This is a genomic window from Acinetobacter sp. ANC 3832, from assembly GCF_002135415.1.
Classification (GTDB): domain Bacteria; phylum Pseudomonadota; class Gammaproteobacteria; order Pseudomonadales; family Moraxellaceae; genus Acinetobacter.
In genome coordinates this window covers 381,210-406,064 of sequence record NZ_NEGJ01000003.1, presented here as the reverse complement: position 1 = coordinate 406,064, position 24,855 = coordinate 381,210, and the positions used below count along the sequence as shown (strand labels likewise).

The following is a 24,855-nucleotide window of genomic DNA, read 5'->3' as shown; positions in this document are numbered from 1 at the left end:
CCTTACTTTTGTTTTTACAACAGTAAGCAAAACCATTGTCATTCGCAAAACTCGTCAAATATAATTTTTTATCGAATAATTCGCAGAAACTTTATATTACATAAAGAATTCTGCCTCGAACAGTTGCGAATGACACTAACGTGTATCAAAGTTATAGCATTTATTTTGCTGATAAACTTTATACTATTTATTCAAAGATTTAAGTGCAGCACGAATGATATCACCAGCTTCAGTAAAGTCAGCTTTAACGGCTTGAATTAACTTCTGTGCTTCAAGTGGTTTATAACCCAATGATTGTAAGGCAGCTTCTGCTTCAGCAACAGCAGAGTTTCCAGTAAATTGCATTTGCGTTGAATTGTTTGAAACTGTATTGGTCGTAAATGCTTTAAAACGGTCGCGCAGTTCAATCATTAAGCGCTCAGCAGTTTTAGCACCAACACCTGGTACTTTAACCAATGTTTTTACATCACCATTTTCTACGGTGTGGATGAGCATATCGATACTTAATGTCGAAAGAATACCCAAAGCCATTTTAGGACCAACGCCATTTACTTTGAGTAAGGTACGGAAAATGATTTTTTCTTGTGCGTTGGAAAATCCATATAACAGTTGTGCATCTTCACGGACGGTTAAATGTGTCCATAAAGTGACTTTTTGACCTTTTTGTAATTGGCAAAATGTAGAAAGCGGTGTATCAATTTCATAACCTACACCATTTACATTGAGTAGAACTGTAGGTGCTTCCAAAGCTAAGACTTCACCAATAAGACATCCGATCATTGCATTTGTTCACTTCTTTGTTAATGGTTGAATAGTAGATGCCATTTGCTCTAAACGCAAAATAACATTTATACACTTATATGTGATAGATCAAAGATTATCAAACCTCTTGCATCAGCCAGCTCTTAATCAGCTTTTGTTTCACAATGGATTTCTCCTCTTTTTTAAGGAGAGGATTGGAGGTAGGACTATCTTTAGGATTCACTCTCATCCTAACCTTCTCCTAGAAGGAGAAGGAACACTCAATATTAATCAAATATTATTTCCACTTATAAAGTTTTGTTCATTTTTAAACTTTTGCATGAGATCTATCAATTTAAGCTTAAAGAGAGATGAGTGTGAGATTAGAAAAACCCAACTTTATTGCCTTGTAATTCCTGAGCAAGATTATAGGCTTGATGGTCTGAAAATTTACTCACAATATCTAAAACTTGCATAATATTGTCATAATGACTTTCATTAAATCGTGCACCAAAACGATCTAGAATTGACATCAAGCGACCATCTTTAAAACTCAATATTTTATTCGGTGTCGTTAAAGGAATAAAAGCATCTAAAATATGCTGTAAGCTTTGATGTGCAATAATTTCTAAACCTGATTTTTGTGGATGTTCAAAGATTTTTTCACGAGCCAAATTCTTTGCTTTATCAATACCTATTTCAATATCAGGCGAGCAATATTGCAATAAACTACCTTTTAATTGTCCTGAGATAATCTGAAAATGATGTTTGGCAAAAGCTGTCGTTACTTCGTCCACAAGTCGTTTCATGACCCGACCGCGTAGCGCAGCAATCTTCTGTTGCCAAGTGGTATAAGGCATGCTGAGTTCAGCAGGTTTACCATATTCACCAATTAAGTCTAGGAAAATGAGTTCAACTTCTTCATAAGACAACATATTTAAGATAATGCCATCTTCAAGGTCAATCAGTGCATAACAAATATCATCCGCAGCTTCTAAAAGGTAGGTCAGTGGATGACGACAATAATGATATTCACCAAGTTGAATTAAACCCAATTGTTCAGCAATTTGTTGAAGAATATCCTTTTCAGCTTGATAACAACCAAACTTTGCACGAGCACTGGCAGGAGTATTCCCTTGAGATTCAATGGTCTTAGATAACCAAGGGTACTTTAAGTAAGCCCCTAACGTTGCATAAGTTAAACGCATTCCACCATCATTGGGATGATAGTCAATTTTGGTGAGTAGACGTAAGCCCTGCGCATTACCTTCAAACTGACGTACATCTGCTTGTTGTTCTGGGCTTAAATCTTGTAAGAAATCTGTATGAGATGCATCATCAAACCATTCACGAATGGCATATTCACCTGCATGTCCAAAAGGTGGATTCCCAATATCATGTGCAAGACAGGCGGCTTGAATAATTGCCCCCACATCGGCAGGGGAAATCCATACAGGCAATTCTTTTTGAATTTTTTCAGCTGCTAACATACCCAATGAACGCCCTATACAAGACACTTCAAGAGAATGAGTCAAACGGGTATGAATGCCATCATGCTGGGTTAATGGGTGAACTTGTGTTTTTCTATTGAGCTGTCGAAAGCTTTGCGAAAATATAATGCGATCATAATCTTTATGAAAAGGGCTACGAGCTTGCTCTGAACTTTGTTTTTTACTGCCCATACGAATTGTTGAAAGCAGTTCTAACCAACGCATTTGAGTCATTTATCATTATTCAATTATTACGTATTTGCATCATGCCAAATTTATTGAAAATGTACTAGAGCTCGGCGACATAAGTTGTCTTTATCATTTATATTAGGCATCTTATCTACAAGTGTGAAAAACTTTTTTATTAGCCTCTGTGATGAGAAATGAACGGCTTTATACAAGATATCGATTAATGATATTTTTTTAAAAAATAAGAGTGGATAAAGATGTATAAAATAATTTTAATATTCAGCCTAAGTAGTATTTTAATCGCCTGTGACTCCAAAAAATTAGAACAAGCAAAAGAACAGGCAACAAATCAAATCCAAGAGGGTGATTCATCTGTAAAGAAGGCACAATCTAAAATTCCTGCTCAACAAATGCCAAAAAAAGTTTCAGATCAACCTTTGGCAATATTTGCATATCAACAAACACCAGATCAAAAGCTATCAAAATATTGTATTTGGACGGATGATGCTAAAGCTGAAGGGAAAACTTATTGGAGTATTATTCCAGGCAGTGATTTGAACGGTAAATCCATATTTTCAAAAGATGATTTAAATATTGTACAAGTTGAAATTGGCAAATCTATCCAAAATTGTTCTGAGGATGAACGAACAGGAAATCTGAAATATGCGTATGCGATTAATCACGAAAAAGACTGGATAAATTCAGCTGCGCTAAAAATAGATTGTTTAAAAGTTAATTCAGACCATACATATAGTTTTGATTTGAATAAAAACAATGTTCCATAACAGATTTTTGTCTGTTACAACATGGAAAGTATGGAGGTGTTTTTTAAAGAAGCTACTTCTAGCCGTGAATTTGAACATACCCATATTCCACTTTCTTATGGCATAGATGGAGAGATTGATGAGGATATTTCCTGTGGCGAAAAATTCTTTGGTAAAATTGGAATTGTTGCAAAAGAAGATGCTCAAACAGGTGATCTTATTTTTTCATCTCAATAAAATATTTGTTAACAATTACTTCTAAAATAAGATAATTGTTATAAATAGAGCAAGTTCCATTGATAAATCTCTCACTTTTAAAGTGGATATGACTAGCTGAAAATATGCTTTCGCAGTAGAATGTGCGCTCTCTTCAAGTCACATTGTGGCAAGGTTCTTAAGACCTGCCCGTGGAGCCAAAATCAGCATGTTTATCGTGGCCGGTGCCCCAGCACACTCTTCTTTTAAGAAAACTCAACTCTTAAACCGTTTAACGTCAATGAGTTCTGTTCAATCAATAGAAAGCCAATGGGTCTATTTGTTTGACCAAGCGCTCACCGAGCAACAACAGCAATCTGCATTACAGCTTTTAAATGATGGTGCGTCTTTCGAAGTACGCCAAGCTGCAAGTGATGAAGTCCAGATATTGGTGACACCACGTCTAGGAACAATTTCTCCGTGGTCATCTAAGGCAACAGATATTTTTGCCAATTGTAATACGCCAATACACCGCCTTGAACGCGGTGTTTTGTTTACTTTAAAGGGTATTTCTGAAATATCCAATGAAGTAAAACTTGCGTTACATGACCGTATGACAGAAAGCGTATTTAATCAAATAGATGATGCTGCTGCATTATTTTTAGAAACAGCGCCAAAACCTTTGAACTCAATTGATATTTTGGGTCAAGGTAAAGATGCATTGGTGAAAGCCAATAATGAATTCGGTTTTGCGTTATCAATGGAAGAAATTGATTACTTAACCGAAGCATTCAATAAAATGGGTCGCAACCCAAATGACATCGAATTGATGATGTTTGCTCAAGCAAACTCTGAACATTGCCGTCATAAAATCTTTGGTTCGGAATGGACAGTTGATGGTGAAAAACAACCATTGTCATTGTTCCAAATGATTAAAAACACCTATAAAGAATCGCCTACAGACGTATTGTCAGCATATAAAGACAATGCTTCGGTGATTGTGGGTTATGACACGCAACGTTTTTATCCGAAAGCGGATGAAAATGGTCGTCATGTCTATAAATATAAGAGTCAAGCGGCACACATTCTCATGAAAGTGGAAACGCATAACCATCCTACAGCGATTGCGCCTTTTGCAGGTGCAGCGACAGGTTCTGGTGGTGAAATTCGTGATGAGGGTGCAACGGGTCGTGGTGGTAAACCAAAAGCAGGTTTAACAGCATTCACTGTTTCTAACTTGAATATTCCGGGTTTTGAACAGCCTTGGGAAGACAATTACGGCAAACCATCTCGTATGGCATCTCCACTTCAGATCATGATTGAAGGTCCTTTAGGTGGTGCTGCATTTAACAACGAGTTTGGTCGTCCTGCTTTAAATGGTTATTTCCGTACTTTTGAACAAAATGTGAATGGCGATGTAAAAGGCTTCCATAAGCCGATTATGATTGCTGGCGGTTACGGTAATATTCGTCCTGACCATGTTGAAAAAGATGCAATCCAACCGGGTGATTTACTCATCGTGTTGGGTGGTCCTGCAATGCTGATTGGTTTAGGTGGTGGTGCAGCATCTTCTGTAGATAGTGGTAAACTCGGTGAAAATTTAGATTTTGCTTCTGTTCAACGCGAAAATCCAGAAATGGAACGCCGTTGCCAAGAAGTCATTGATACCTGCTGGCGTATGGAAGATTTCAACCCAATCGTATCTGTACATGATGTCGGTGCGGGCGGTGTATCTAATGCGATGCCTGAGCTTGTGAATGATCACGAGTTAGGTGCTGTGCTTGATCTTCGTAAGATTCCATCATTAGAGCCAGGTATGTCTCCAATGGAAATCTGGTCAAACGAAGCACAAGAGCGCTATGTCTTGGCGATTCGTCCAAGTTCTTTAGAATTGTTTGAGTCGATTTGTGCACGTGAGCGTTGTCCGTTTGCGGTATTGGGTGAGGCAACTGAAGCACGTCATTTAACGGTTGAAGATCCGTTATTTGGTAATAAAGCAGTTGATATGCCAATGCAAGTGATGCTGGGTGGTACACCTCGCATGCAACGTTCATACGAAACAATTGAACGTAAAGGTGATGACTTTAATGCAGCTAAAGTTGTCGATTTAAAAGATGCGATTTATCGTGTTCTTAAAAATCCAACGGTTGCATCTAAATCATTCCTGATCACCATTGGTGACCGTTCCATTACAGGTATGGTTGCACGTGACCAAATGGTTGGTCCTTGGCAAGTTCCTGTTGCAGATGCAGCAGTAACAACCACAAGTTTGCAAGGCTTTACAGGTGAAGCGATGGCAATGGGTGAACGTCCACCTGTGGCATTGTTAAATCCTGCTGCATCTGCTCGTTTGGCTGTTGCAGAATCAATTTCAAACATCATGTGTGCCAATATTGAACAGATCAGCGACATTAAATTATCTGCGAACTGGATGGCAGCAGCGGGTCAGCAAGGTGAAGATCAAGCCTTGTTTGAAGGTGTAAAAGCCATTGGTATGGAAATGTGTCCTGCTTTGGGTATCGCTATTCCAGTAGGTAAAGATTCACTTTCAATGCGTACTACTTGGAATGATGAGGGTGTAGAAAAATCCGTTACTTCACCCATGACAGGTGTAATCACTGCATTTGCACCAGTATTGGATGTACGTAAAACATTAACACCTGAATTGAAAAATATCGAATCTGTACTTGTTCGTATAGATTTGTCTAAAGGCCAGTTCCGTTTAGGTGGTTCGATTCTTGCGCAAGTTTATAAAGCGATTGGTTCTGTAACACCAGATGTAGATAGTTTTGATGACTTCAAAGCATTCTTTACATTGGTTCAGGACTGGAACAACCGTGGCTTAATCAAAGCGTATCATGACATTGGTGATGGTGGCTTATTGGCAACTGTTGCAGAAATGATGTTTGCTGCACGTTTAGGTGTCGCACTTGAAGACCAGTCTATAGAAAGTTTATTTGCTGAAGAAATTGGTGCAGTGGTTCAAATCAGTGCATCTGACTGGGCTACATTAGAAACAGAAGTTGCTGCATCAATATTAAAAGATGCAATTGCTGTTGTGGGTACAGTCAACAATACGGATACTTTGACCATTAATGGTTTGAGTTTAAGTCGTGTTGATTTACAACAAGTGTGGACTGAAGTGTCTTATCAAATACAGCGTTTACGTGACAACGTTGAAACCGCAGATCAAGAATATAGCTTGATTGCGAACAAAGAACACAAAGGTTTAATCGCATTACCAACGTTCGATTTGAATGAGCCTGTTGAAGCGCCATATATTAATTCACGTCGTCCAAACATGGTGATTTTACGTGAACAAGGCGTAAATGGTCATGTTGAAATGGCAGCTGCATTTGACAAGGTTGGTTTCAATACTGTCGATGTACATATGAGTGACTTACTTGCAGGTCGTATCGATTTAGACGACTTTGAAGGCTTGGTTGCATGTGGTGGTTTCTCTTACGGTGATGTGATGGGCGCAGGCGGTGGTTGGGCAAAATCAGTTTTATTTAACCCGAAACTTCGTGACCAATTTGAAAAATTCTTTAACCGTGATGAAACCTTCTCTTTAGGTATTTGTAATGGTTGTCAAATGTTGTCACAACTTGCACCACTCATTCCAGGTACTGAGAACTGGCCTCGTTTCTATCGTAATACCTCTGAAATGTTTGAAGCACGTGCAGTGAACGTTCGTATTGAAAAATCGAACTCTGTATTGTTAGAAGGTATGGATGGTTCAATTTTACCAATCGCTGTTGCGCATGGTGAAGGTCGTGTTGTTGCACCTGACGCGAGCATTGCTGCATTAAATGCAGGCAATCAAGTCATTTTACGTTATGTAGATAGCTTGGGTAATGCAACACAGCAATATCCAATGAATCCGAATGGTTCACCTGAAGCGATTTCTGGTGTGACATCGAAAGATGGTCGTGCAACGATTATGATGCCTCACCCTGAACGTAACTTCCGTGCAATTCAACATTCTTGGAAGCCTGAAGAATGGACTGAAGATGGTGCATGGTTACGTATGTTCCGTAATGCACGTAAATTTATTGGTTAATTTTAAACTAATTCATTAAAGATGTTTGCGTTAGAAAAGCCACCGAAAGGTGGCTTTTCTATTGTTAGTAAAATTTAAGATTTATTTGAAATTGCGATTTGTTGTTATGACGAAGTTAGAGAACATAAAATAGTTGGTTACAGATAAAAACTTGGTTTATTTTTTGCATCAGTTAGATTGTCTATATAAGGATAAATGTTTTGCCCACATGTGTTCATTGATGAATCAAAAAAATGAGGTGAAAAAATGATAAGAATTGAAAAGTATACAAGTGTTGATCGGGTTGCATTACGCCAAAAAGGTTGGATTTTGTTTGGTGCGGTGGTTGGGTTGCAAATACTATTTGTGATCTTGGGATATATGTTGAGTATTTAATAGAGAAGCCACCGAGAGGTGGTTTTTTAATTTTAAAATTGATTTCATAGTTTTATTGGGTGGAGGATGTTTTCTTTTATCCTCTACCCAACGAGTGACATGTATTTCACTTCTTATTTTATTTAGTCTTTGAATATATTTTTATAAAAATAATAGAAGTTATCAGTCCTTTTAAATTTAGTAACGGGAATAGATCCAGGATAAAGCGGTGAGGGAACTTCTTTTAAAAATTCAAAGCTAATAAATTCCATATTGGGATTTTCAATATCAAACTCATATTTAGGAACATTTGAATTTGTTTTTATAAGATAAAGTTCTTTTAGAAGGGTGGTGAGATGGCTATTTAATTTGGTAATAATGTAAGTATATTTATCAAATTCTTGTTTGGTAACTTGGCTGTCTTTAAATAGTTTGGTAGCACGAAAAATCATTCGAGCTTGTCTTTCTAAGTAGGTTTGATCAAGAATTCCCAAAATTTCGAATCCTAATTCAATATTAGATTTATCACTAAAGAATTTCTCAATGAATTCATGGTCTGTATTATTGGCCTCTTGGATGAAAGCTAATAGTTGTTTTTGTTCTTTGAAAGTACGAAATCTAGCATAACTTTGAATTGAACTCGTTATTAGTGATGCAAAAGGAATAGATTTAATTGCATCGTCTAAAAATGTATTTGCTGTTTTAAATAGAATTTCATCAACTAAATTTTCAGTCGTGGTTAAAGTAAGTTCGCTGATAATTTTTTTATTAGACATAATTTTGATCTATCAATATGATGAGTTTTATATTAATGAAATACACATCAAATAGAAATGCTAAAACTCATCTACTACGTTCCAGAATCACATCTTGAATCTACCAAACTTGCAATTTATGAAGCAGGTGCGGGCGGTATAGGTAATTACGAACATTGTGCATGGCAAGTATTAGGAACAGGGCAGTTTAAGCCGATAAAAGGCGCAAATCCCTTTATTGGCGAACTTGATATTTTAGAGAAAATTCCAGAATGGCGAGTAGAAACGATTGTTTCAGAAGATAAAGCTCCACAAGTTGCCAAAGCATTAAAGGCAAGCCATCCTTATGAAGAGCCTGCCTTTGAATTTATACAAATCGTGGATATTCGGTTCTAAACTTTTTGAATGAATAAATCACGATTAAAACGATATTGTGGATAAAACACACCATCTTCAGCACGTTCGCCTGCACCAATTACCATGATAGGGTGTTGCTGATCACCTAAATTTAAGATTTTACGAACCATAGGTTCATCAAAACCTTCCATCATACAACTGTCAAAACCATAAGCACGTAAAGATAAAACCAAATTTTCACATGCTAAAGCAGTGGTTTTACTTGCCCAAAGAATTGAATCAGCAGGTTTAAATGCTGTAACAGGTAAAACTTGTTTGGCTGTACGTGCTATTTTGAAAGTAACTTTCTTAAAGTTACCTAAAGCATTTAAATAACCTGTTTTATAATTGTATGGAATAAAACGATAGTATTTTTGAATGATCGCAGGGACTTCCGCAAGTGATAATTTAATCAACGGAAATTCATCTACATTTCGCTTTGCCATTTCATCTAAACGGTCTGTTCTTGCCACACAGACAATCAATTCAGCTGCAGTACGTGCCGCAAATTGGCTCATACAGGCTTTAATGAGTTGCTTTTTCTTGGCAGGATTTTGTACCACGTAAAACGTCCATGGCTGTAAATTAGATGAGTTTGGTGCAAGTAATGCTAAATCTAAACAATCATCTAAAATTTCAGCAGGAATTGGCTTATCTGTAAAATTACGGACTGAACGACGGCTTTGAATTACCTTTTTAAAATTTTCAACATTAATATCTTGTGGAGCAGGTTCAAAATAACGCTTTTTTTCAGTTTTTGTTGGCTTAGTCATAAGGAAGATCACAATAGGTTTAGGAAAAATTTAGACAAATCATATAAAAGATAAAACCACTGAATCGTAGTCATTCAGTGGTTATTGTTCATGATTTTAAATCATGTTTTGAATTAGTTAAATTGTGTAAAATCAGGTTTACGCTTTTGCATAAATGCAGCAACAGCCTCAGCCATTTCAGGTGATTTCACACGTTGCATAAAGACCACAGCTTCATCATCAACACATTGAATAATTTCTTCAAGATTATGCTTCATCAGTGCTTTGGTTTGTACCAATGATGCAAGGGGTAATGCAGCCAAAGTTTGTGCTTGGCGTAAAGCATGACCATATACATCTTCTTCAATACTATTGACTAAGCCTGCATTCAAAGCCTTTTCGCTATTGAACTTTTGTGCAGTTAGTAATAATTCAGCCGCTTTATGATAGCCTGCTTGTTGAATCAATAATTTACTTGAAGCACCTTCAGGAGAAAGTCCAAGGCTAACAAATGGAATTTGGAATAGGGCAGTATTGTCGCTATACACAAGGTCAGCATGTAGTAATACAGTTACACCAATGCCAATTGCGACACCACGCACAGCGCAGATCAGGGGTTTAGACAAACGAGCTGCAGATTTCAATAATACAAATGGAGGGCCATCACCTTCTTTACCTTCAGGCGCATTTTGAATGAAAGCCATAAAATCTTTCATGTCATTACCTGCACTGAAGTCAGCGTCAGCACCACGTAAAATTACCACACGAACATCACGATCCTGATCAGCTTCATCAAGTGCTTTGGCAATCCATAAGTAAAGTTCACCATATAAAGCATTCTTTGCTTCAGGGCGATTTATCGCTAATGTGAGAATACCATTTTCAAGATTTGCATTTAAATGCTGATGAGGTTGTTGAATACAACTGAGTGTCATCGTACTATCCTTGCTTTAAACTGAATATTATTTTATACCCTCATTATGTCGCATATTTAAAAGCGTGTTGCAACTGATGAGTTCATAAAAAAGTTTGATCTACTATGAAATATACATTTGATTATCTGGTTTACATTGGTCGTTTTCAGCCTTTTCACTTGGCACATTTGCAAACGGTTAAAATTGCGTTAGAACAAAGTCAGAATGTGATTTTGGCACTGGGTTCTGCCCAAAATGAGCGCAATATAAAAAATCCATTTAGCGCACAAGAACGCGAACAGATGATTCTATCTAATTTTTCTGAGTCTGATCAAAAACGAATTATTTTTGTACATGTGGTTGATGTTTATAATGATGTGAAGTGGGTCAAATTGGTAAAGTCACTTGTTGCAAGTGTTGTGAAACCTGAAGATAAAGTCGGTTTAATTGGTCATTTTAAAGATGATTCTTCTTATTATTTGCAGCTTTTCCCTGAGTGGCAGATGGTGGAGTTGGATAGTCTAAAAGATTCAATTTCGGCAACACCAATGCGTGAAGCGTATTATCGTGGTGAAATTCAGGAACAGTATTTCCCTCAGGGAACGATTGAATTTTTACAGCATTTTCAAAACACAGAAATTTTTAAGAAATTACAAGACAAATATCAAAAGCAAGATAAGTCGAACTTGAATGAATCAAATTCAAAATTAGAGTGATGAAGGGTTTGCTCTTTTGAATCGTGATTGATCATCGGAATTTTTATTCTATACATTAGGAATATTGGAGATGGCAGTCTTTATGTTCAATGTGAAAGAGTGATAGAAAGCATCAATAATCACTAAGCTATTTTAAAACTCGTTGTGCATTCACTAAAATATCAGACGTAAGCTGTGCCAATTGAGCAGATTGTTGTTTCCAATGATGCCAATACAATAGAATCTCTGTTTGAGCTTCGGGCATGATTTCAATCAGTTCGCCTGTAATTAAACGATTTTCGATTTGAAATTCAGGCACCATCCCAAAACCCAATCCTAATAAAATTGCCTCTACAAAAGCGGTGGATGATGGAATGTAATGACATGGATAAGTTGTGGGCATTAAGCCAAATAATTTTAAGATTATATCGCGATGTACATGATCTTTTTGATTGAAAATAATCGCAGGAGTGGCTTTTAAAGTTTCTCTATCCATTCCATCTTTAAACCATTTTTGACAAAATTCTGCTGTCGCTACCATTTTATAAATCATTTTTCCTAATGGTTGAGCAATACAACCTTTCATGGCTTGGGCTTCTGTTGAGATGCACACATTGACCAAACCTGTTTCAAGTAAAGTATAGGTTTGAGATTGATCTTCAATTTTTAATTCAAGTACAATTTTTTCACGAGAAAGCGTATCTTGTAGAGCGGGTAATAACCATGTTGCGAGTGAATCTGCATTAGTCGCAAGGCTAACTTTATAAAAATCTGAGTGAATGGATTTACCTGTGAATTGTTGAATTAAATTTTGTTCCATCAAGCGTGTGTGTTGTAAATATTCTAATAAGGCTTGTCCTGCTTGTGTGACTTTACAAGGACGTTCACGAATAATAAGGAGTTGCCCCAAAGATTTTTCTAAACTTTGAATGCGTAAAGTCACTGCTGATGCTGTGATATTGAGTTTCTCAGCGGCGAGTTCAAAACTTCCTGTTTCAGCAACAAAAAGGAAAGTTTCGCTTTGTTTGCTCTGTAACATTGAATAATCATCCTTTGAATGAGCTAAATTATAGTTTTCCATTTTTAAGGAAAATTCAAAATTGGATACGAAAAGTGTTATAAAGAGTTTAAATTCAAGCTTAGAAAAACTGAGTTATACTAATATTTTCTTAACTATACTTATTTTAAAATAAAAACAAAGATAATGGCATCATCATTTTATCGCAGTCATGTCATGCTCAATACATATTTACAAGGCTTTGGTATTGGCTTAGGGCTCATTTTAGCCATTGGTGCTCAAAATGCTTTTGTTTTAAAGCAAGGTCTTAAAAAACAACACGTATTTTGGCTATGCCTGGTTTGTGCATTGTCCGATTCGATGCTTATTTTATTTGGCGTACTTGGGTTTTCAAAATTAATTTTGCTGTATCCAAACTTAGTGGTCATTGCAAAATACTTAGGTGCGTTATTTCTTCTGTTTTATGGTGCTCAACATTTTTATCAGGCTTTTAAAGTACAACAATGTTTACAGCTGAGTGAAAATCAAGAAACCAAGCTTTTACCCATGATCATGATTTGCTTGGCTTTAACATGGCTAAATCCACATGTATATTTGGATACCGTGGTTTTAATTGGGACTGTTTCGACTCAATTTCCTACAACTCAAATTTATTTTGCTTTAGGTGCAATGACTGCGTCATGGATTTTCTTTTACAGTTTAGGCTATGGAGCACGCTTACTGTTGCCATTATTTCAGCAGACGAGGTCATGGCAAATCTTAGATTTTTTGATTGCTTGTATGATGTGGGGAATCGCAATCTCATTACTGCTATCTTAAAATCTATAATAAAAAACAGCGACTAAGTGATAGCTTGGGTCGCTGTTTACGTCATCAAAAAAATATTGAATTTGATGACGTTTAACAAAATAAATTAGTTGGCTTGTAATGCTTTTAGATCTTCTAGAACTTGTTCAGCATGTCCCGCAGCTTTAACTTTACGGTATTCTTTTACTAATTGACCTTTATGGAAAATAAAAGTAGAGCGTTCGATGCCCATAACTTTTTTACCATACATATTTTTTTCTTTAATCACATCAAAGTGTTGACATAAAACTTCTTCTTTATCACTAATCAAGTTGATGGTAAGCGATTGTTTTTCAGTGAAGTTTTGATGCGCTTTGACAGAATCACGTGATACACCAACAATGGTGGTGTTTAATGTATCAAATTGATCTTTTAAGCAGGAAAAACCGACAGCTTGCGTTGTACAGCCTGGCGTAGAATCTTTTGGATAAAAATAGAGAATTAACCAATCTGTCGCTAATTCTGTCAGGTTGATTTCACCTGTCGTTGTTGGGAATATTTGATTTGGAAGCTTAATATTTTCAGTCATGCTTTAATCCTTAATTAAAATGAATGGCTTTCTAATTCGAGTGGTAAAAAGGCATAATTTTCGTGATAAAGAATATCACCTTTACGCACTGAAATCGCAGTTTTAAAGATAGGGCCATCAAGTACGGTAGTATGAAATTCACCACCTTCACCACATGGGTCAATATTACGACTTTCAAGTTCTTGGATATATTTAAGTGTTAAAATTTGACCTAAATCTTCTATTTTCATGCCTAAGTCTAAATTCACAGTCACGATCATGGTTTGAAAACCCAGCTGTATGAATTCTTCAATAACGTCTCGATGTGGTCTTTGCCATAATGGCATACTTAATTTGAGTTTAGCTTGTTGAGTGATACGATCATGCCAACAACCATGCTCAGGCATATCTAAATCACCTGTAACTAAAACTTCAGCACCTTGATTTTTTGCTTGAGCCAATAAATCGAGGAATTGAGCTTCATAATTATTCCAACTTGAAGATGCCATTAAAACAGGTAAATCAAGTGCATTGGCTTGAGCATGAATAATCTCAAGCGGCATTGCATGTGAGCGAGAGCGCTGTCCTTGCTCTTCTAACATCATGATTAAGCCAATCACTTCCCCAACTTGCAAGGCATGATATAACGCTAAAGTACTGTCTTTACCACCACTATAGGAAACGACAAGTTTTTTGTCATTTGCATTGGTATTCCATTGATGTTGCATTACTTTTCAACTTATAAATAGACAAAAAGCCTGCGAATGCAGGCTTTGTTGTAATACGAAAATTATTTCTTCGCTTGAGCAGCTTTCATCGCAGCTTCAGTTAAAGTCTGTAATTTAGTCGTTAACTGTGGACCAAAACATGCTTGAAGTGCTTTATTTTGCTGTTGTACAAAAGTTAAAGTTGCAGGGCTTTTCTTTTGGTTAATGGCACTTTGAATTTGCCATTTTTGATCATTGGTTAATTTACCATCAGACTCAACAGCGCAACTACAATATTTACTGACTTCAGCAGTGGTTAGTTTACCGCTTTTCGCTGTTTCTGTTTTACATACGTTAATTAAAGCAGATTTAACATTGCTGCTTTTATATGCATCTTGAATCGCATTTGATTCAGCAGCTTGAGTCGTTGCACCGAATAAAGCTGTAACAGAAAATAAAGTAGAAAGAATAAGACCCGATTTTAAATTTTTCATAACTGTACCTGATTATTAGGGTATATAGCGTGTAGGATCTGCAACACCTGCATCAATAAAACCTTGCTTACGCAAACGACAGCTATCACATTTACCACATGCACGTCCTTGGTCATCTGCCTGATAGCATGAGACTGTTTGACTATAGTCTACGCCATGTTCTATGCCTAAGCGTATTATATTCGCTTTGGATAAATGTAACAAAGGTGTTTCAAATGTAAGAGGTTTTCCTTCTACACCGACTTTGGTTGCTAAACGTGCCATATTGGCAAAGGCATCTATAAATTCAGGCCGGCAATCAGGATATCCTGAATAATCAACAGCATTAATCCCAATCACAATAGCTTCAGCATCAAAAACCTCTGCTGCTGCAAGTGCATAAGACAGAAATATCGTATTTCGTGCTGGAACATAAGTGACAGGAATGCCTTCTTGTTCTTGCTCAGGAATGTCAATGCTTAGATCTGTGAGCGCAGAACCACCTAAATTACCCAAATCAATATTAATGACGCGATGCTCAACGCCTGCACGTTGCGTGAGTGCTCTTGCTGCATCAAGTTCAGTGGTTGAACGCTGACCGTACATAAAGCTAATTGCGATACATTCATAATTTGCTTGAGCCCAAGCTAAACATGTTGTTGAATCTAATCCGCCTGACAATAAAACAATGGCACGAGGGTGCATATCAATATCTCCAAATTAATTTGATTATAGGATTAACGACCTGTTTCATCATTCCAAAGCAATTTATGTAATTGTAATTGAAAACGAACGGGGAGTTGGTCGTCTAAAATCCATTGCGCTAAATCACGCGCTAAAGCAGGGAGTCGAGCCGTATTTTTTTCAACTGCAAATGCAGGAGAAAACCAGACAGTACTGACTTTTTTCTGTAACTCATGTTTTTCAAGTTGTAGCTTAGACCATTCATAATCTTCACGATTACAAATGACGAATTTAATCTGATCATGCTGAGTTAAATAGTCTAAATTACTGAGAAGATTACGCTTCTCTTCACCTGATGTTGGTGTTTTTAAGTCTAAAACTTTAGAAACACGCGGGTCAACTTTAGAAACGTCTAAAGCACCACTGGTCTCTAAAGAAACATCACAACCTAAATCGCATAATTGTTGTAATAAGGGTAAGCAATTGGGCTGTGCAAGGGGTTCACCACCAGTCACACAAATATATGGAGTCTTAAAATCTTGAGCTGTTTGAATAATATGCTCTAATGATTGGCGTTCGCCACCTTCAAAAGAATAGGTCGTATCACAATACGTACAGCGTAAAGGGCAACCTGTTAAACGAATGAAAACGGTAGGTAAACCTGCTGCATTTGCTTCTCCTTGCAAAGAATAAAAAATTTCCGTGATACGTAAGCCAGAAGATGGATCGGAAACAGGGATTGCACTTGAGCGCAGAGAATTCATAACAAAATACCACAGATTATAAAAACAAAATCTCCACGATCATGACTGACCGTAGAGACCTATGAATATACGAGAAATTAGTCTTCGCGTAATAAATCGTTCAAACTTGTTTTAGAACGAGTTTGAGCATCTACTTTCTTCACGATAATAGCAGCATAAAGGCTGTATGTACCGCATTTAGAAGGCAGACTACCAGCAACAACAACGGAACCCGCAGGTACACGTCCGTAATAGATTTCACCTGTTGCACGGTCGAAAATTTTGGTTGATTGACCAATGAATACACCCATTGAAATCACTGAACCTTCTTCAACAATCACGCCTTCAACGATTTCAGAACGTGCGCCGATGAAGCAGTTATCTTCAATAATGGTTGGATTTGCTTGTAAAGGTTCTAAAACACCACCAATACCCACACCACCAGAAAGGTGAACATTTTTACCAATTTGAGCACAAGAGCCTACAGTTGCCCATGTATCAACCATTGTGCCTTCATCTACATAAGCACCAATGTTGACATATGATGGCATCAATACAACATTTTTCGCTTGGAAACTACCTTTACGAGCAACAGCAGGTGGTACTACACGTACACCAGCAACTTTAAACTGTTCCGCTGTCCAACCTGTAAATTTAGTATCAACTTTGTCATAAAACTGAAGATCACATGACTCAATCGGTTTATTGTCATTTAATTTAAAAGATAATAATACGGCTTTCTTTAACCATTGGTGAACAATCCATTCACCTTCGATTTTTTCAGCAACACGCAATGTACCATTATCTAAACCAGCAATTGCTTGTTCAACTGCTTGACGAACTTCTGCAGGGCAATCCGTTGCAGAAAAGTTAGCACGGTTTTCAAACGCTTCTTCAATAATCGTTGAAAGCTGAGACATGATCTTTCTTCCCAAAAAATTTTTAAAGATTCTACACCAGAATGCCCACAATTTAGATAAAAAAACGCAAGTTCATAGAAAAATCTAATATATGCATATTAAATGCGAAAAATAATATAAATATAGGTTATTTTGTAATCAGTAAAGTGATAAAAAACAACAAATAACACTTATTTGTATCAAAAAATAACAAAAAATAATCAATAACTGTATTAAATGTGTCCTAGTTTTCAACTAGTATGCATCATGAGTCTGAACACATTAAAGATTAAAGAACAAACTCGATTTTGAGGAGAGATATAAATGAAAGTGTTAAAAGTACTTGCAGTAGCTGCAGCATTGTCGGCATCTGGTTTAGCAATGGCTGATAGTCAAGTTGTCCGTAGTGGTAGCACATTTGATGCAAATCAATTGATTCCTACAGGTGTTCGTGCAGAAGTTGGCACAACGGGTTATGGTGGCGCTTTACTATGGACAGCAAATCCATATGTAGGTTTGGCATTGGGTTATAATGGCGGTGACATTTCTTGGACTGATGATGTATCTGTAAATGGTACTAAGTATGATGCTGATATGGATAATGACTTAGTCTATTTAAATGCTGAATTACGTCCTTGGGGTGCGAGCCAAAATAGATGGGCTCAAGGTTTGTATGTAGCAGCTGGTGTAGCATATGTTGATTCTAATTATGATTTGAATAAACGTAATAGTAATGCTAATGGCAGTATTAATGTAAATGATGTTGCTTATACTGGCATCGGTGGCGTAAAAGGTAATTTGTCATACGACAATAATATTGCTCCATATGTCGGTTTAGGTTTTGCACCAAAAATTACTAAAAATATTGGTGTTTTTGGTGAAGTAGGTGCTTATTATACAGGTAATCCATCAGTAAATTTACATGATTACGGAACACTTGTGAATGGCGTTCCAGGTGCTCCGACTATTGGACAGTCTGTAGCTGCTGAAGAACAAAAAATTGCGAATGATGATAAATATAAATGGTTACCAGTCGGTAAAGTTGGCGTAAGCTACAATTGGTAAGTATTTATTCTTAACAAAAAACGAGCTTCGGCTCGTTTTTTTATTGATTGTTTTAATTTTAAAGGTTGAAAAGAGGAGATAACCCCTCTTTTCAATAGTCATATTTTATCCTTCAGGATAAGCGACTTTTTTTAATGCTTTAATATCTGCTTCAGGTGAACAGAGTGAAATAAATTCATAACCATAGCCACGCAGCAAATGACCTTTTCTTACCGCAATCCAAGTGGTATTTAAGCCAAAAATATCAGTCGGAATTTGTTTAAGACGATGATCACGCTCAGTATCATAAGCAACATCATTGACAATACCGACACCCATGCCGAGTTCTACATAAGTTTTAATCACATCGGCATCCAATGCTGACATGACGATATCAACATCTAAACCCGCATCTTCAAAGGCTTTATCAATTTTTGAACGACCTGTAAAACCACCGTGATAGGTAATAATCGGATATTCAGCCATACGCTCGAGGGTGATGTCTTTTGGGTCTAATAAAGTCAAAGGATGCCCTTGAGGAGTAATGATACTATGCTTCCAATTATAAAACGGTACGCTACCTAGGTTATCTTCAGTGGTTAAAGACTCAGTTGCGATACCAATGTCAGCGACACCTAAAAGTAGCATTTCTGCAATTTCAACAGGGCTGGCTTGTTGTAAAATCAAATGGACTTTAGGAAATAGTTTTTTAAAGGCATTCACAATCGGTGGTAATACATAACGTGCTTGGGTATGCGTTGTCGCAATCGTTAATGTTCCTTCATCCACTTTATTAAAGTCATCCGCAAGACGTTTAATATTGTCGGCATCAATCAGCATTCGTTCCACAATACTCAATAAAGCTTGTCCAGGTTCGGTTAATCCAAGCAGTCTTTTGCCTTTACGAACAAAAAGTTGTACACCCAATTCATCTTCTAAATCTTTAATGTGTTTACTCACACCCGATTGTGATGTGTAAAGTGCGGCAGAAGCTTCCGTTAAATTATAATTTTGTCGAACTGTTTCGCGAATAATGCGTAATTGCTGAAAGTTCATTTTAATTCATACCTCAATGGCGGATGCATCATCCAATGCATCCTAATGTCGTTATGCGACTTGATTTGCAAACAAGTGTAATGTTGATGCACTAATCCAAACAGTTTGATTCGGTCTAAATTGGTGTAATTTTGTTTCTTCAGGGCTGAGCGTAATCTCAATCAAATTCCCTTCACGATCTTGTAATTCAGCCATGACTTTACCTGCAATCCAAATTTCACGTAGGAAGGTAGCCTGAATCGCATTATCCGTTGGTTGCGCATGAATGCGTAATTCATTTGGACGCGCAAAAGCAATGACTTTACCTTGTGGTGCATTTTGTGACTGTGGTAATTGAATGCGATCTTCACCGATTTGGATAATGCCTTGATGGTTTTCACCTTCAAAACGATTAGCTTGACCTAAAAAGTCAAAGACAAATGGTGTCGCGGGTTGTTCGTAAACTTCACGCGGTGAGCCAATTTGTTCAATATCACCTTTGTTCATTACCACAATTTGATCTGCAACTTCCAAAGCTTCTTCTTGGTCATGTGTCACAAAAATAGAGGTGATATGAAGTTCGTCATGCAGTGTGCGTAACCAACGACGTAATTCTTTACGTACTTTAGCATCCAAAGCACCAAAAGGTTCATCAAGCAACAATACACGTGGTTCAACAGCCAATGCACGAGCCAGTGCAATACGCTGACGCTGACCACCTGACAGTTGAGCAGGGTAACGGTCTGCTAAAAAGCCAAGTTGTACCAAATCAAGCAAACGCGTTACACGTTTTTTAATTTCCGCCTCATTTGGACGTGTTGCACGTGGTCGAACACGTAAACCAAATGCAATATTCTCAAATACAGTCATGTGGCGGAATAAAGCATAGTGTTGGAATACGAAACCCACTTGACGCTCGCGAACATGTACATCGGTTGCATCAGTGCCTTCTAGAATGACCTGACCTTTATCTGCAGATTCTAAACCTGCAATAATACGTAAAAGTGTGGTTTTCCCACAGCCAGAGGGTCCCAGTAATGCAACCAATTGACCTTCTGGAAAGTCTAAAGAGATATTTTTAAGTGCATGGAATGCACCAAAGTTTTTTTCAATATTTTTAACTTGAATACTCATGAGGTCATTCCTTAAGTTGCTGAATCTTCATTGCGACGATCTTGCTTTTCTTGACGTATTTCGACCCAAGTTTTTAAAATGAGGGTGACAATTGCAAGTAAAGCCAACAGTGAAGACACTGCAAAAGCGGCACTAAAAGTATATTCGTTATATAAAATTTCAACATGTAATGGCAAAGTATTGGTTTCACCACGAATGTGCCCTGATACCACAGAGACAGCACCAAATTCACCCATTGCACGGGCATTACATAGAATCACGCCGTAGATTAGACCCCATTTAATATTGGGTAAGGTGACTTTCCAAAAGGTTTGCCAACCTGAAGCACCCAATACAATTGCGGCTTCTTCTTCTTCTGTACCTTGCGCTTCCATCAGTGGAATCAATTCACGAGCAACGAAGGGTACGGTAATAAAAATTGTTGCTAAAACAATGGCAGGTGTTGCATAGAGGATTTTAATATCATGATCCATTAACCAACCACCAATCCAACCTTGAGAACCAAAGATCAGTACAATCATTAAACCTGCAATGACTGGTGAGACCGAAAATGGCATATCAATAATTGTGGTTAGAATAGATTTACCACGGAAATTAAATTTAGCCACACACCATGCTGCCGCAACACCAAATACGACATTAAGCGGTACAGCGATGGCTGCTGTAATTAAGGTCAGTTTGACTGCGGATAATGTATCGGGATTGATTAATGCTTGGAAGTAAACATGAACGCCTTGTTTAAAGGCTTCAACAAAAACCAAGATTAAAGGTAAAATTAAGCAACTCAAAAAGAAGATCAGTGCAATCGTAATGAGGGTGTAACGCACCCACGTTGGTTCACGCGTCGCATCTCTCGATTGTAATTTTATTGCCAGAGCATTGCTGTTGTTATTTAAGCTCATCGTGCAGTTCTCCCTGTACGGCGGCTAGCCCAAGCTTGCACTAAATTGATTAGAAATAGAATTGCGAATGAAATCACAAGCATCACTACAGCAATTGTTGTTGCACCTGCATAGTCGTATTCCTCTAAACGAGAAATAATCATTAAAGGTGCAATTTCTGTTTCAAAAGGCTGATTCCCTGCAATAAAAATTACAGAACCATATTCACCTACACCGCGCGCGAATGCGAGTGCAAAACCTGTTAATAAAGCAGGAAATAAAATCGGTAAAATAATTTTAGTCGCAATTTGAAAGCGATTGGCACCAAGTGCAGAGGCAGCTTCTTCTAGCTCAGTTTCTAAATCACTGAGTACAGGTTGTACTGTACGCACAACAAAAGGAATACCGATGAAGATTAAAGCCAGTGTAATCCCGATAGGTGTATAGGCAACATGAATACCGAGAGGCTCTAAATATCGTCCAATCCAACCTGTTGGTGCATATAAAGAGGTGAGTGCAATACCTGCAACAGCTGTAGGTAAGGCAAAAGGTAAATCAACTAAAGCATCGACAATACGTTTACCCGGGAAGGTATATCGCACTAAACACCAAGCCAATAATAAACCAAAAACAACATTGATTAATGCGGCTAATAATGCGGAACTAAAGCTTAATTGCAAAGATTTTAAGATACGTTCAGAAGTAACAATATCAATAAATCCATCCCAACCGATGCCGAAAGATTTGATAAAAACTGCGGACAATGGAATAAGAACAATTAAAGATAAATACGCTAGGGTGAAGCCTAGAGAAAGACCAAATCCTGGCAGCACTCGGGATCGCTGCGACATGACTACTCCTCAAAGAGAGAATACCGACTGAATTTCAGTAGGTGAATAAATTTAAAAACAATTTTCGCCAAGAATAGAGTGCATCATTCAAATTGCAAATTTAAAAAACAACTTGGTATCATCAGTATTGCTGATATATGAGCTTTTCTTTTCTAAAATAAGATGATCATATATTTCAGGAAAAGGGCCGAAGCCTGAATCCACATTAATATGCCCGACTTTTCCTAAATTTCGTGGCTTGATTCCCCAAGCTTGAGCAAGGGCTTGCGCATCGCTAAAACTTAACCAAGGATCATTTTCACTGATGATCATTTCATTCGGAAGCGTGACCTTTAAAGAGTGAAAATAAGCTGCATAATTTCCAATACTGTCACGTGCAAAACCTTGCTCACCAAAACGAGCAGGATTTGCAGGAGCGACTAAAATCAATTTCTTAATTTTTTTTGCAAGTTCAGGATACTGATTCAAAGCTGCAAGACTGGTCAAGCATCCAAAACTATGTGCTACAACTTGAATTGGTTCATCAATTTTAGCAACACTGTGTACAAAGTTTTCAACCCAGTTTGCTAAAATAGGCAAGTTCCAATCTTGCTGTTGAACACGTGAGCTAGACATGAGTTGGCGTTGCAACCAAGATTGCCAATGCTGATACTGACTACCACCGACACCTGGAACAATGAGGGTATGAATCATGTCTATGCTCCCGTTCTTATTCAATTGAATTATTTTGTATTGTTGGCTTTAACGATTTGATCAAACACACCATTATTTTCAAAATGTTGCTTCTGAACTTTTGTCCATCCACCAAACTCTTGATCAATTGTGACCAATTTTAAAGGTTTAAATACAGTGCTGTATTTTTTCAACACGGCTGCATTGCGAGGACGATAATAGTTTTTCGCTGCAATGTCCTGTCCTAAAGGTGAATAAAGGAAGTTGAGATATGCTTTTGCTACATTGGCATTCCCATCTTTTTGTACATTTTTTTCAACGATCGCAACTGGTGGCTCAGCTAAAATTGACAGAGATGGGGTAATGATTTCAAATTTACCCGGCTGTTCACGAACAGCTAAATAAGCTTCGTTTTCCCAAGCCAATAACACATCGCCAATCCCACGTTCAGCAAATGTTGTGGTTGCACCACGTGCGCCTGAATCTAATACTTTGGTTTGTTTATAAATTTGGCGAACAAAATCTTGTGCTTTAGCCTCTGTACCATATTTGTGCTTTGCCCAAGCCCATCCTGCTAAGTAGTTCCAACGTGCACCACCTGATGTTTTTGGATTTGGTGTAATAATTTCCACACCAGGTTTAACCAAATCACCCCAATCTTTAATTTGCTTTGGATTATCTTTACGGACTAAAAAGACAATGGTAGAGGTATATGGCGTAGAATTTTGAGGGAATTTTTTTTGCCAGTCTTTTGGTAGTAAATTGGTTTTTTCAGCAATCGCATCGATATCTGCAGCAAGTGCTAAAGTTACGACATCGGCATCTAAACCATCAATGACAGCACGGGCTTGTTTACCAGAGCCACCGTGAGATTGTTTGAAATTAAGATCTTGTCCTGTGCTTTTTTTCCAGTAAGCCCCAAATTGTTTATTAAAATCTTCATATAATTCACGAGTTGGATCGTATGAGACATTTAAAAAGTCTTTAGCTGCATAAGAAAAAGATGAAACTGAAACAAGTGCTGTGACAATACTCAATTTTAATTTTGAAAAGCGCATGGTTATAATCCCCAAGTATTTCGAAAGTTCGTTAATATGGATGGAGCATACCGCCAGTCTTTATTCATAAAAAATAATAAAAAATGAATTTTATATGAATAAATGTGAAATAGTTTTTGGTGATATGTTTAGCTAGTTTTACGAAATTGAGAAGGTGTAATTTGCAATGATATGTTTTAAAAATGGTCAACAAATTGATTCAATTCCACTTTTAGATCGAGCATTTCATTATGGAGATGGTTGTTTTAGTACGGCACGTTTTCATCAGCAAAATTTTGAGTTGAAAGATTTACATTGGGCGAGGTTAAAACTTTCTGCTGAACGGTTATTTTTGAATGTTGATTTCGCTGTACTCGATCAGACGATTGAATTACTGAATCAACTTTTTTCAAATTTAAGTGGTACTTTAAAAATAATTTTAAGCCGTGGAGAGGGGGATCGTGGTTATGCGATGCCTGATCATCCAGCAGATGTTTATGTGATTTTTTATCCAAAAGAAACCTTAGATCATCAACCTGAAGTGATTTCAAGTGGTGTACTTATGCAAGCTATTGGCCTGAGTATGCCAAATCTGGTTGGTTTAAAAACTTTAAACCGATTAGAACAAGTCATGTTAAAAAAGGAAGCCCAAGAACATGGCTGGTTAGAGGCTTTGGTGACTGATGTACAAGGTGCAGTTGTTGAAGGAGTAAGCAGTAATTGCTTTATTAGAATAAACGATGAGTGGATTAGCCCTGAACTTCGTTATAATGGCGTTCATGGTGTGATGCGTGCGGAAATTTTAGCGCGTATGCAACAACATCATGTTCCTTGTATATCGCGTTTCATTGATATGGATGAAATCCAACACATACAAAGCTTATTTTTCTGTAATGCTTTGAGTCCGATGAAAGCTGTACAAAAATTTGATACCCGTACTTTAGATGTTCAACCTTGTGTTGAGCTATTTCAAACTTTGCAATTGAATCAGTTTAATTAATATGCCGACAACTCA

The 24,855-nt window shown here is 37.3% G+C and carries 27 protein-coding genes; 9 read left to right on the top strand and 18 right to left on the bottom strand.

Annotated elements, in window-relative coordinates:
* Positions 1-183: 183 nt before the first annotated feature.
* Positions 184-780 (bottom strand): Holliday junction branch migration protein RuvA, encoded by a 597-nt coding sequence (ruvA, locus tag B9T35_RS06335; RefSeq protein WP_086190264.1) that lies wholly within the window; start codon positions 778-780, stop codon positions 184-186.
* A 344-nt stretch (positions 781-1,124) separates the two neighbouring features.
* On the bottom strand, positions 1,125-2,465 hold the full coding sequence (locus B9T35_RS06330) for a deoxyguanosinetriphosphate triphosphohydrolase (protein ID WP_086190263.1): 1,341 nt from the start codon (positions 2,463-2,465) through the stop codon (positions 1,125-1,127).
* Between the two features lie 212 nt (positions 2,466-2,677).
* Between B9T35_RS06330 and B9T35_RS06325 the strand changes: the two genes are divergently transcribed.
* From B9T35_RS06325 to B9T35_RS18760, 4 genes are all read left to right on the top strand, one after another.
* A complete protein-coding gene (locus B9T35_RS06325; protein WP_086190262.1) occupies positions 2,678-3,205 on the top strand; it encodes a hypothetical protein in 528 nt (175 codons plus the stop codon).
* Positions 3,206-3,226: 21 nt separating this feature from the next.
* On the top strand, positions 3,227-3,421 hold the full coding sequence (locus B9T35_RS06320; RefSeq protein WP_139842010.1) for a hypothetical protein: 195 nt from the start codon (positions 3,227-3,229) through the stop codon (positions 3,419-3,421).
* Between the two features lie 187 nt (positions 3,422-3,608).
* A complete protein-coding gene (purL, locus tag B9T35_RS06315; RefSeq protein WP_086190260.1) occupies positions 3,609-7,442 on the top strand; it encodes a phosphoribosylformylglycinamidine synthase in 3,834 nt (1,277 codons plus the stop codon).
* A 246-nt stretch (positions 7,443-7,688) separates the two neighbouring features.
* Positions 7,689-7,817, top strand: coding sequence for a KGW motif small protein (locus B9T35_RS18760; protein ID WP_265733435.1), 129 nt, complete (start codon positions 7,689-7,691; stop codon positions 7,815-7,817).
* A gap of 122 nt (positions 7,818-7,939) precedes the next feature.
* Here the strand turns inward: B9T35_RS18760 and B9T35_RS06310 are convergent, their stop codons facing one another.
* Entirely contained in the window at positions 7,940-8,572 is a 633-nt protein-coding gene (locus B9T35_RS06310; RefSeq protein WP_086190259.1) for a hypothetical protein, read from the bottom strand.
* A 57-nt stretch (positions 8,573-8,629) separates the two neighbouring features.
* Between B9T35_RS06310 and B9T35_RS06305 the strand changes: the two genes are divergently transcribed.
* Positions 8,630-8,947, top strand: a complete 318-nt coding sequence (locus tag B9T35_RS06305; protein WP_086190258.1) for an NGG1p interacting factor NIF3 — start codon at positions 8,630-8,632, stop codon at positions 8,945-8,947.
* Here B9T35_RS06305 and B9T35_RS06300 read toward each other — a convergent pair.
* Together B9T35_RS06300 and B9T35_RS06295 are read right to left on the bottom strand one after the other, a co-directional pair.
* Positions 8,944-9,720 (bottom strand): nitroreductase family protein, encoded by a 777-nt coding sequence (locus tag B9T35_RS06300; protein WP_086190257.1) that lies wholly within the window; start codon positions 9,718-9,720, stop codon positions 8,944-8,946. The two genes, B9T35_RS06305 and B9T35_RS06300, sit on opposite strands and share 4 nt — an antisense overlap.
* A 113-nt stretch (positions 9,721-9,833) precedes the next feature.
* Positions 9,834-10,634 (bottom strand): enoyl-CoA hydratase, encoded by an 801-nt coding sequence (locus tag B9T35_RS06295; RefSeq protein ID WP_086190256.1) that lies wholly within the window; start codon positions 10,632-10,634, stop codon positions 9,834-9,836.
* Between the two features lie 104 nt (positions 10,635-10,738).
* On the opposite strand from B9T35_RS06295, the gene B9T35_RS06290 reads away from it, so the two are divergent.
* Positions 10,739-11,329: a nicotinate-nicotinamide nucleotide adenylyltransferase gene (locus tag B9T35_RS06290; RefSeq protein ID WP_086190255.1), complete on the top strand. Its 591-nt coding sequence runs from the start codon at positions 10,739-10,741 to the stop codon at positions 11,327-11,329.
* Positions 11,330-11,456: 127 nt separating this feature from the next.
* On the opposite strand, the gene B9T35_RS06285 is transcribed toward B9T35_RS06290, so the two are convergent.
* Positions 11,457-12,347: a LysR family transcriptional regulator ArgP gene (locus B9T35_RS06285; protein WP_086190254.1), complete on the bottom strand. Its 891-nt coding sequence runs from the start codon at positions 12,345-12,347 to the stop codon at positions 11,457-11,459.
* A 195-nt stretch (positions 12,348-12,542) separates the two neighbouring features.
* Here B9T35_RS06285 and B9T35_RS06280 point away from each other — a divergent pair, with 195 nt between their 5' ends.
* Complete coding sequence (locus tag B9T35_RS06280) at positions 12,543-13,145, top strand: LysE/ArgO family amino acid transporter (protein WP_086190328.1); 603 nt, start codon at positions 12,543-12,545, stop codon at positions 13,143-13,145.
* Positions 13,146-13,239: 94 nt separating this feature from the next.
* Here B9T35_RS06280 and B9T35_RS06275 read toward each other — a convergent pair whose 3' ends face one another.
* The 6 genes from B9T35_RS06275 to dapD form a co-directional block, all read right to left on the bottom strand.
* Entirely contained in the window at positions 13,240-13,701 is a 462-nt protein-coding gene (locus B9T35_RS06275; protein WP_086190253.1) for a peroxiredoxin, read from the bottom strand.
* Positions 13,702-13,715: 14 nt separating this feature from the next.
* Positions 13,716-14,408 (bottom strand): diphthine--ammonia ligase, encoded by a 693-nt coding sequence (locus B9T35_RS06270; protein ID WP_086190252.1) that lies wholly within the window; start codon positions 14,406-14,408, stop codon positions 13,716-13,718.
* Positions 14,409-14,470: 62 nt separating this feature from the next.
* Entirely contained in the window at positions 14,471-14,881 is a 411-nt protein-coding gene (locus tag B9T35_RS06265) for a hypothetical protein (protein WP_086190251.1), read from the bottom strand.
* A gap of 15 nt (positions 14,882-14,896) precedes the next feature.
* Positions 14,897-15,565, bottom strand: coding sequence for a 7-cyano-7-deazaguanine synthase QueC (gene queC / locus B9T35_RS06260; protein ID WP_086190250.1), 669 nt, complete (start codon positions 15,563-15,565; stop codon positions 14,897-14,899).
* Positions 15,566-15,597: 32 nt separating this feature from the next.
* A complete protein-coding gene (gene queE / locus B9T35_RS06255) occupies positions 15,598-16,308 on the bottom strand; it encodes a 7-carboxy-7-deazaguanine synthase QueE (protein WP_086190249.1) in 711 nt (236 codons plus the stop codon).
* A 77-nt stretch (positions 16,309-16,385) separates the two neighbouring features.
* Positions 16,386-17,207, bottom strand: a complete 822-nt coding sequence (gene dapD / locus B9T35_RS06250) for a 2,3,4,5-tetrahydropyridine-2,6-dicarboxylate N-succinyltransferase (protein ID WP_086190248.1) — start codon at positions 17,205-17,207, stop codon at positions 16,386-16,388.
* A gap of 303 nt (positions 17,208-17,510) precedes the next feature.
* Here dapD and carO point away from each other — a divergent pair, with 303 nt between their 5' ends.
* Complete coding sequence (carO, locus tag B9T35_RS06245; RefSeq protein WP_086190247.1) at positions 17,511-18,251, top strand: ornithine uptake porin CarO; 741 nt, start codon at positions 17,511-17,513, stop codon at positions 18,249-18,251.
* A gap of 105 nt (positions 18,252-18,356) precedes the next feature.
* Here the strand turns inward: carO and B9T35_RS06240 are convergent, their stop codons facing one another.
* The 6 genes from B9T35_RS06240 to B9T35_RS06215 form a co-directional block, all read right to left on the bottom strand.
* Positions 18,357-19,286: a CysB family HTH-type transcriptional regulator gene (locus B9T35_RS06240; RefSeq protein WP_086190246.1), complete on the bottom strand. Its 930-nt coding sequence runs from the start codon at positions 19,284-19,286 to the stop codon at positions 18,357-18,359.
* A gap of 51 nt (positions 19,287-19,337) precedes the next feature.
* Positions 19,338-20,399, bottom strand: a complete 1,062-nt coding sequence (locus tag B9T35_RS06235; RefSeq protein WP_086190245.1) for a sulfate/molybdate ABC transporter ATP-binding protein — start codon at positions 20,397-20,399, stop codon at positions 19,338-19,340.
* Positions 20,400-20,410: 11 nt separating this feature from the next.
* Positions 20,411-21,301: a sulfate ABC transporter permease subunit CysW gene (cysW, locus tag B9T35_RS06230; RefSeq protein WP_086190244.1), complete on the bottom strand. Its 891-nt coding sequence runs from the start codon at positions 21,299-21,301 to the stop codon at positions 20,411-20,413.
* Entirely contained in the window at positions 21,298-22,131 is an 834-nt protein-coding gene (gene cysT, locus B9T35_RS06225; protein ID WP_086190243.1) for a sulfate ABC transporter permease subunit CysT, read from the bottom strand. The genes cysW and cysT overlap by 4 nt, the downstream gene beginning before the upstream one ends.
* Positions 22,132-22,218: 87 nt before the next feature.
* The gene (locus B9T35_RS06220) at positions 22,219-22,824 is read right to left on the bottom strand and encodes an RBBP9/YdeN family alpha/beta hydrolase (protein ID WP_086190242.1); all 606 of its coding nucleotides are present in this window, start codon (positions 22,822-22,824) and stop codon (positions 22,219-22,221) included.
* Between the two features lie 29 nt (positions 22,825-22,853).
* The gene (locus B9T35_RS06215) at positions 22,854-23,861 is read right to left on the bottom strand and encodes a sulfate ABC transporter substrate-binding protein (RefSeq protein ID WP_086190241.1); all 1,008 of its coding nucleotides are present in this window, start codon (positions 23,859-23,861) and stop codon (positions 22,854-22,856) included.
* Positions 23,862-24,027: 166 nt separating this feature from the next.
* Between B9T35_RS06215 and pabC the strand changes: the two genes are divergently transcribed.
* Complete coding sequence (pabC, locus tag B9T35_RS06210) at positions 24,028-24,840, top strand: aminodeoxychorismate lyase (RefSeq protein ID WP_086190240.1); 813 nt, start codon at positions 24,028-24,030, stop codon at positions 24,838-24,840.
* Positions 24,841-24,855: the final 15 nt, after the last annotated feature.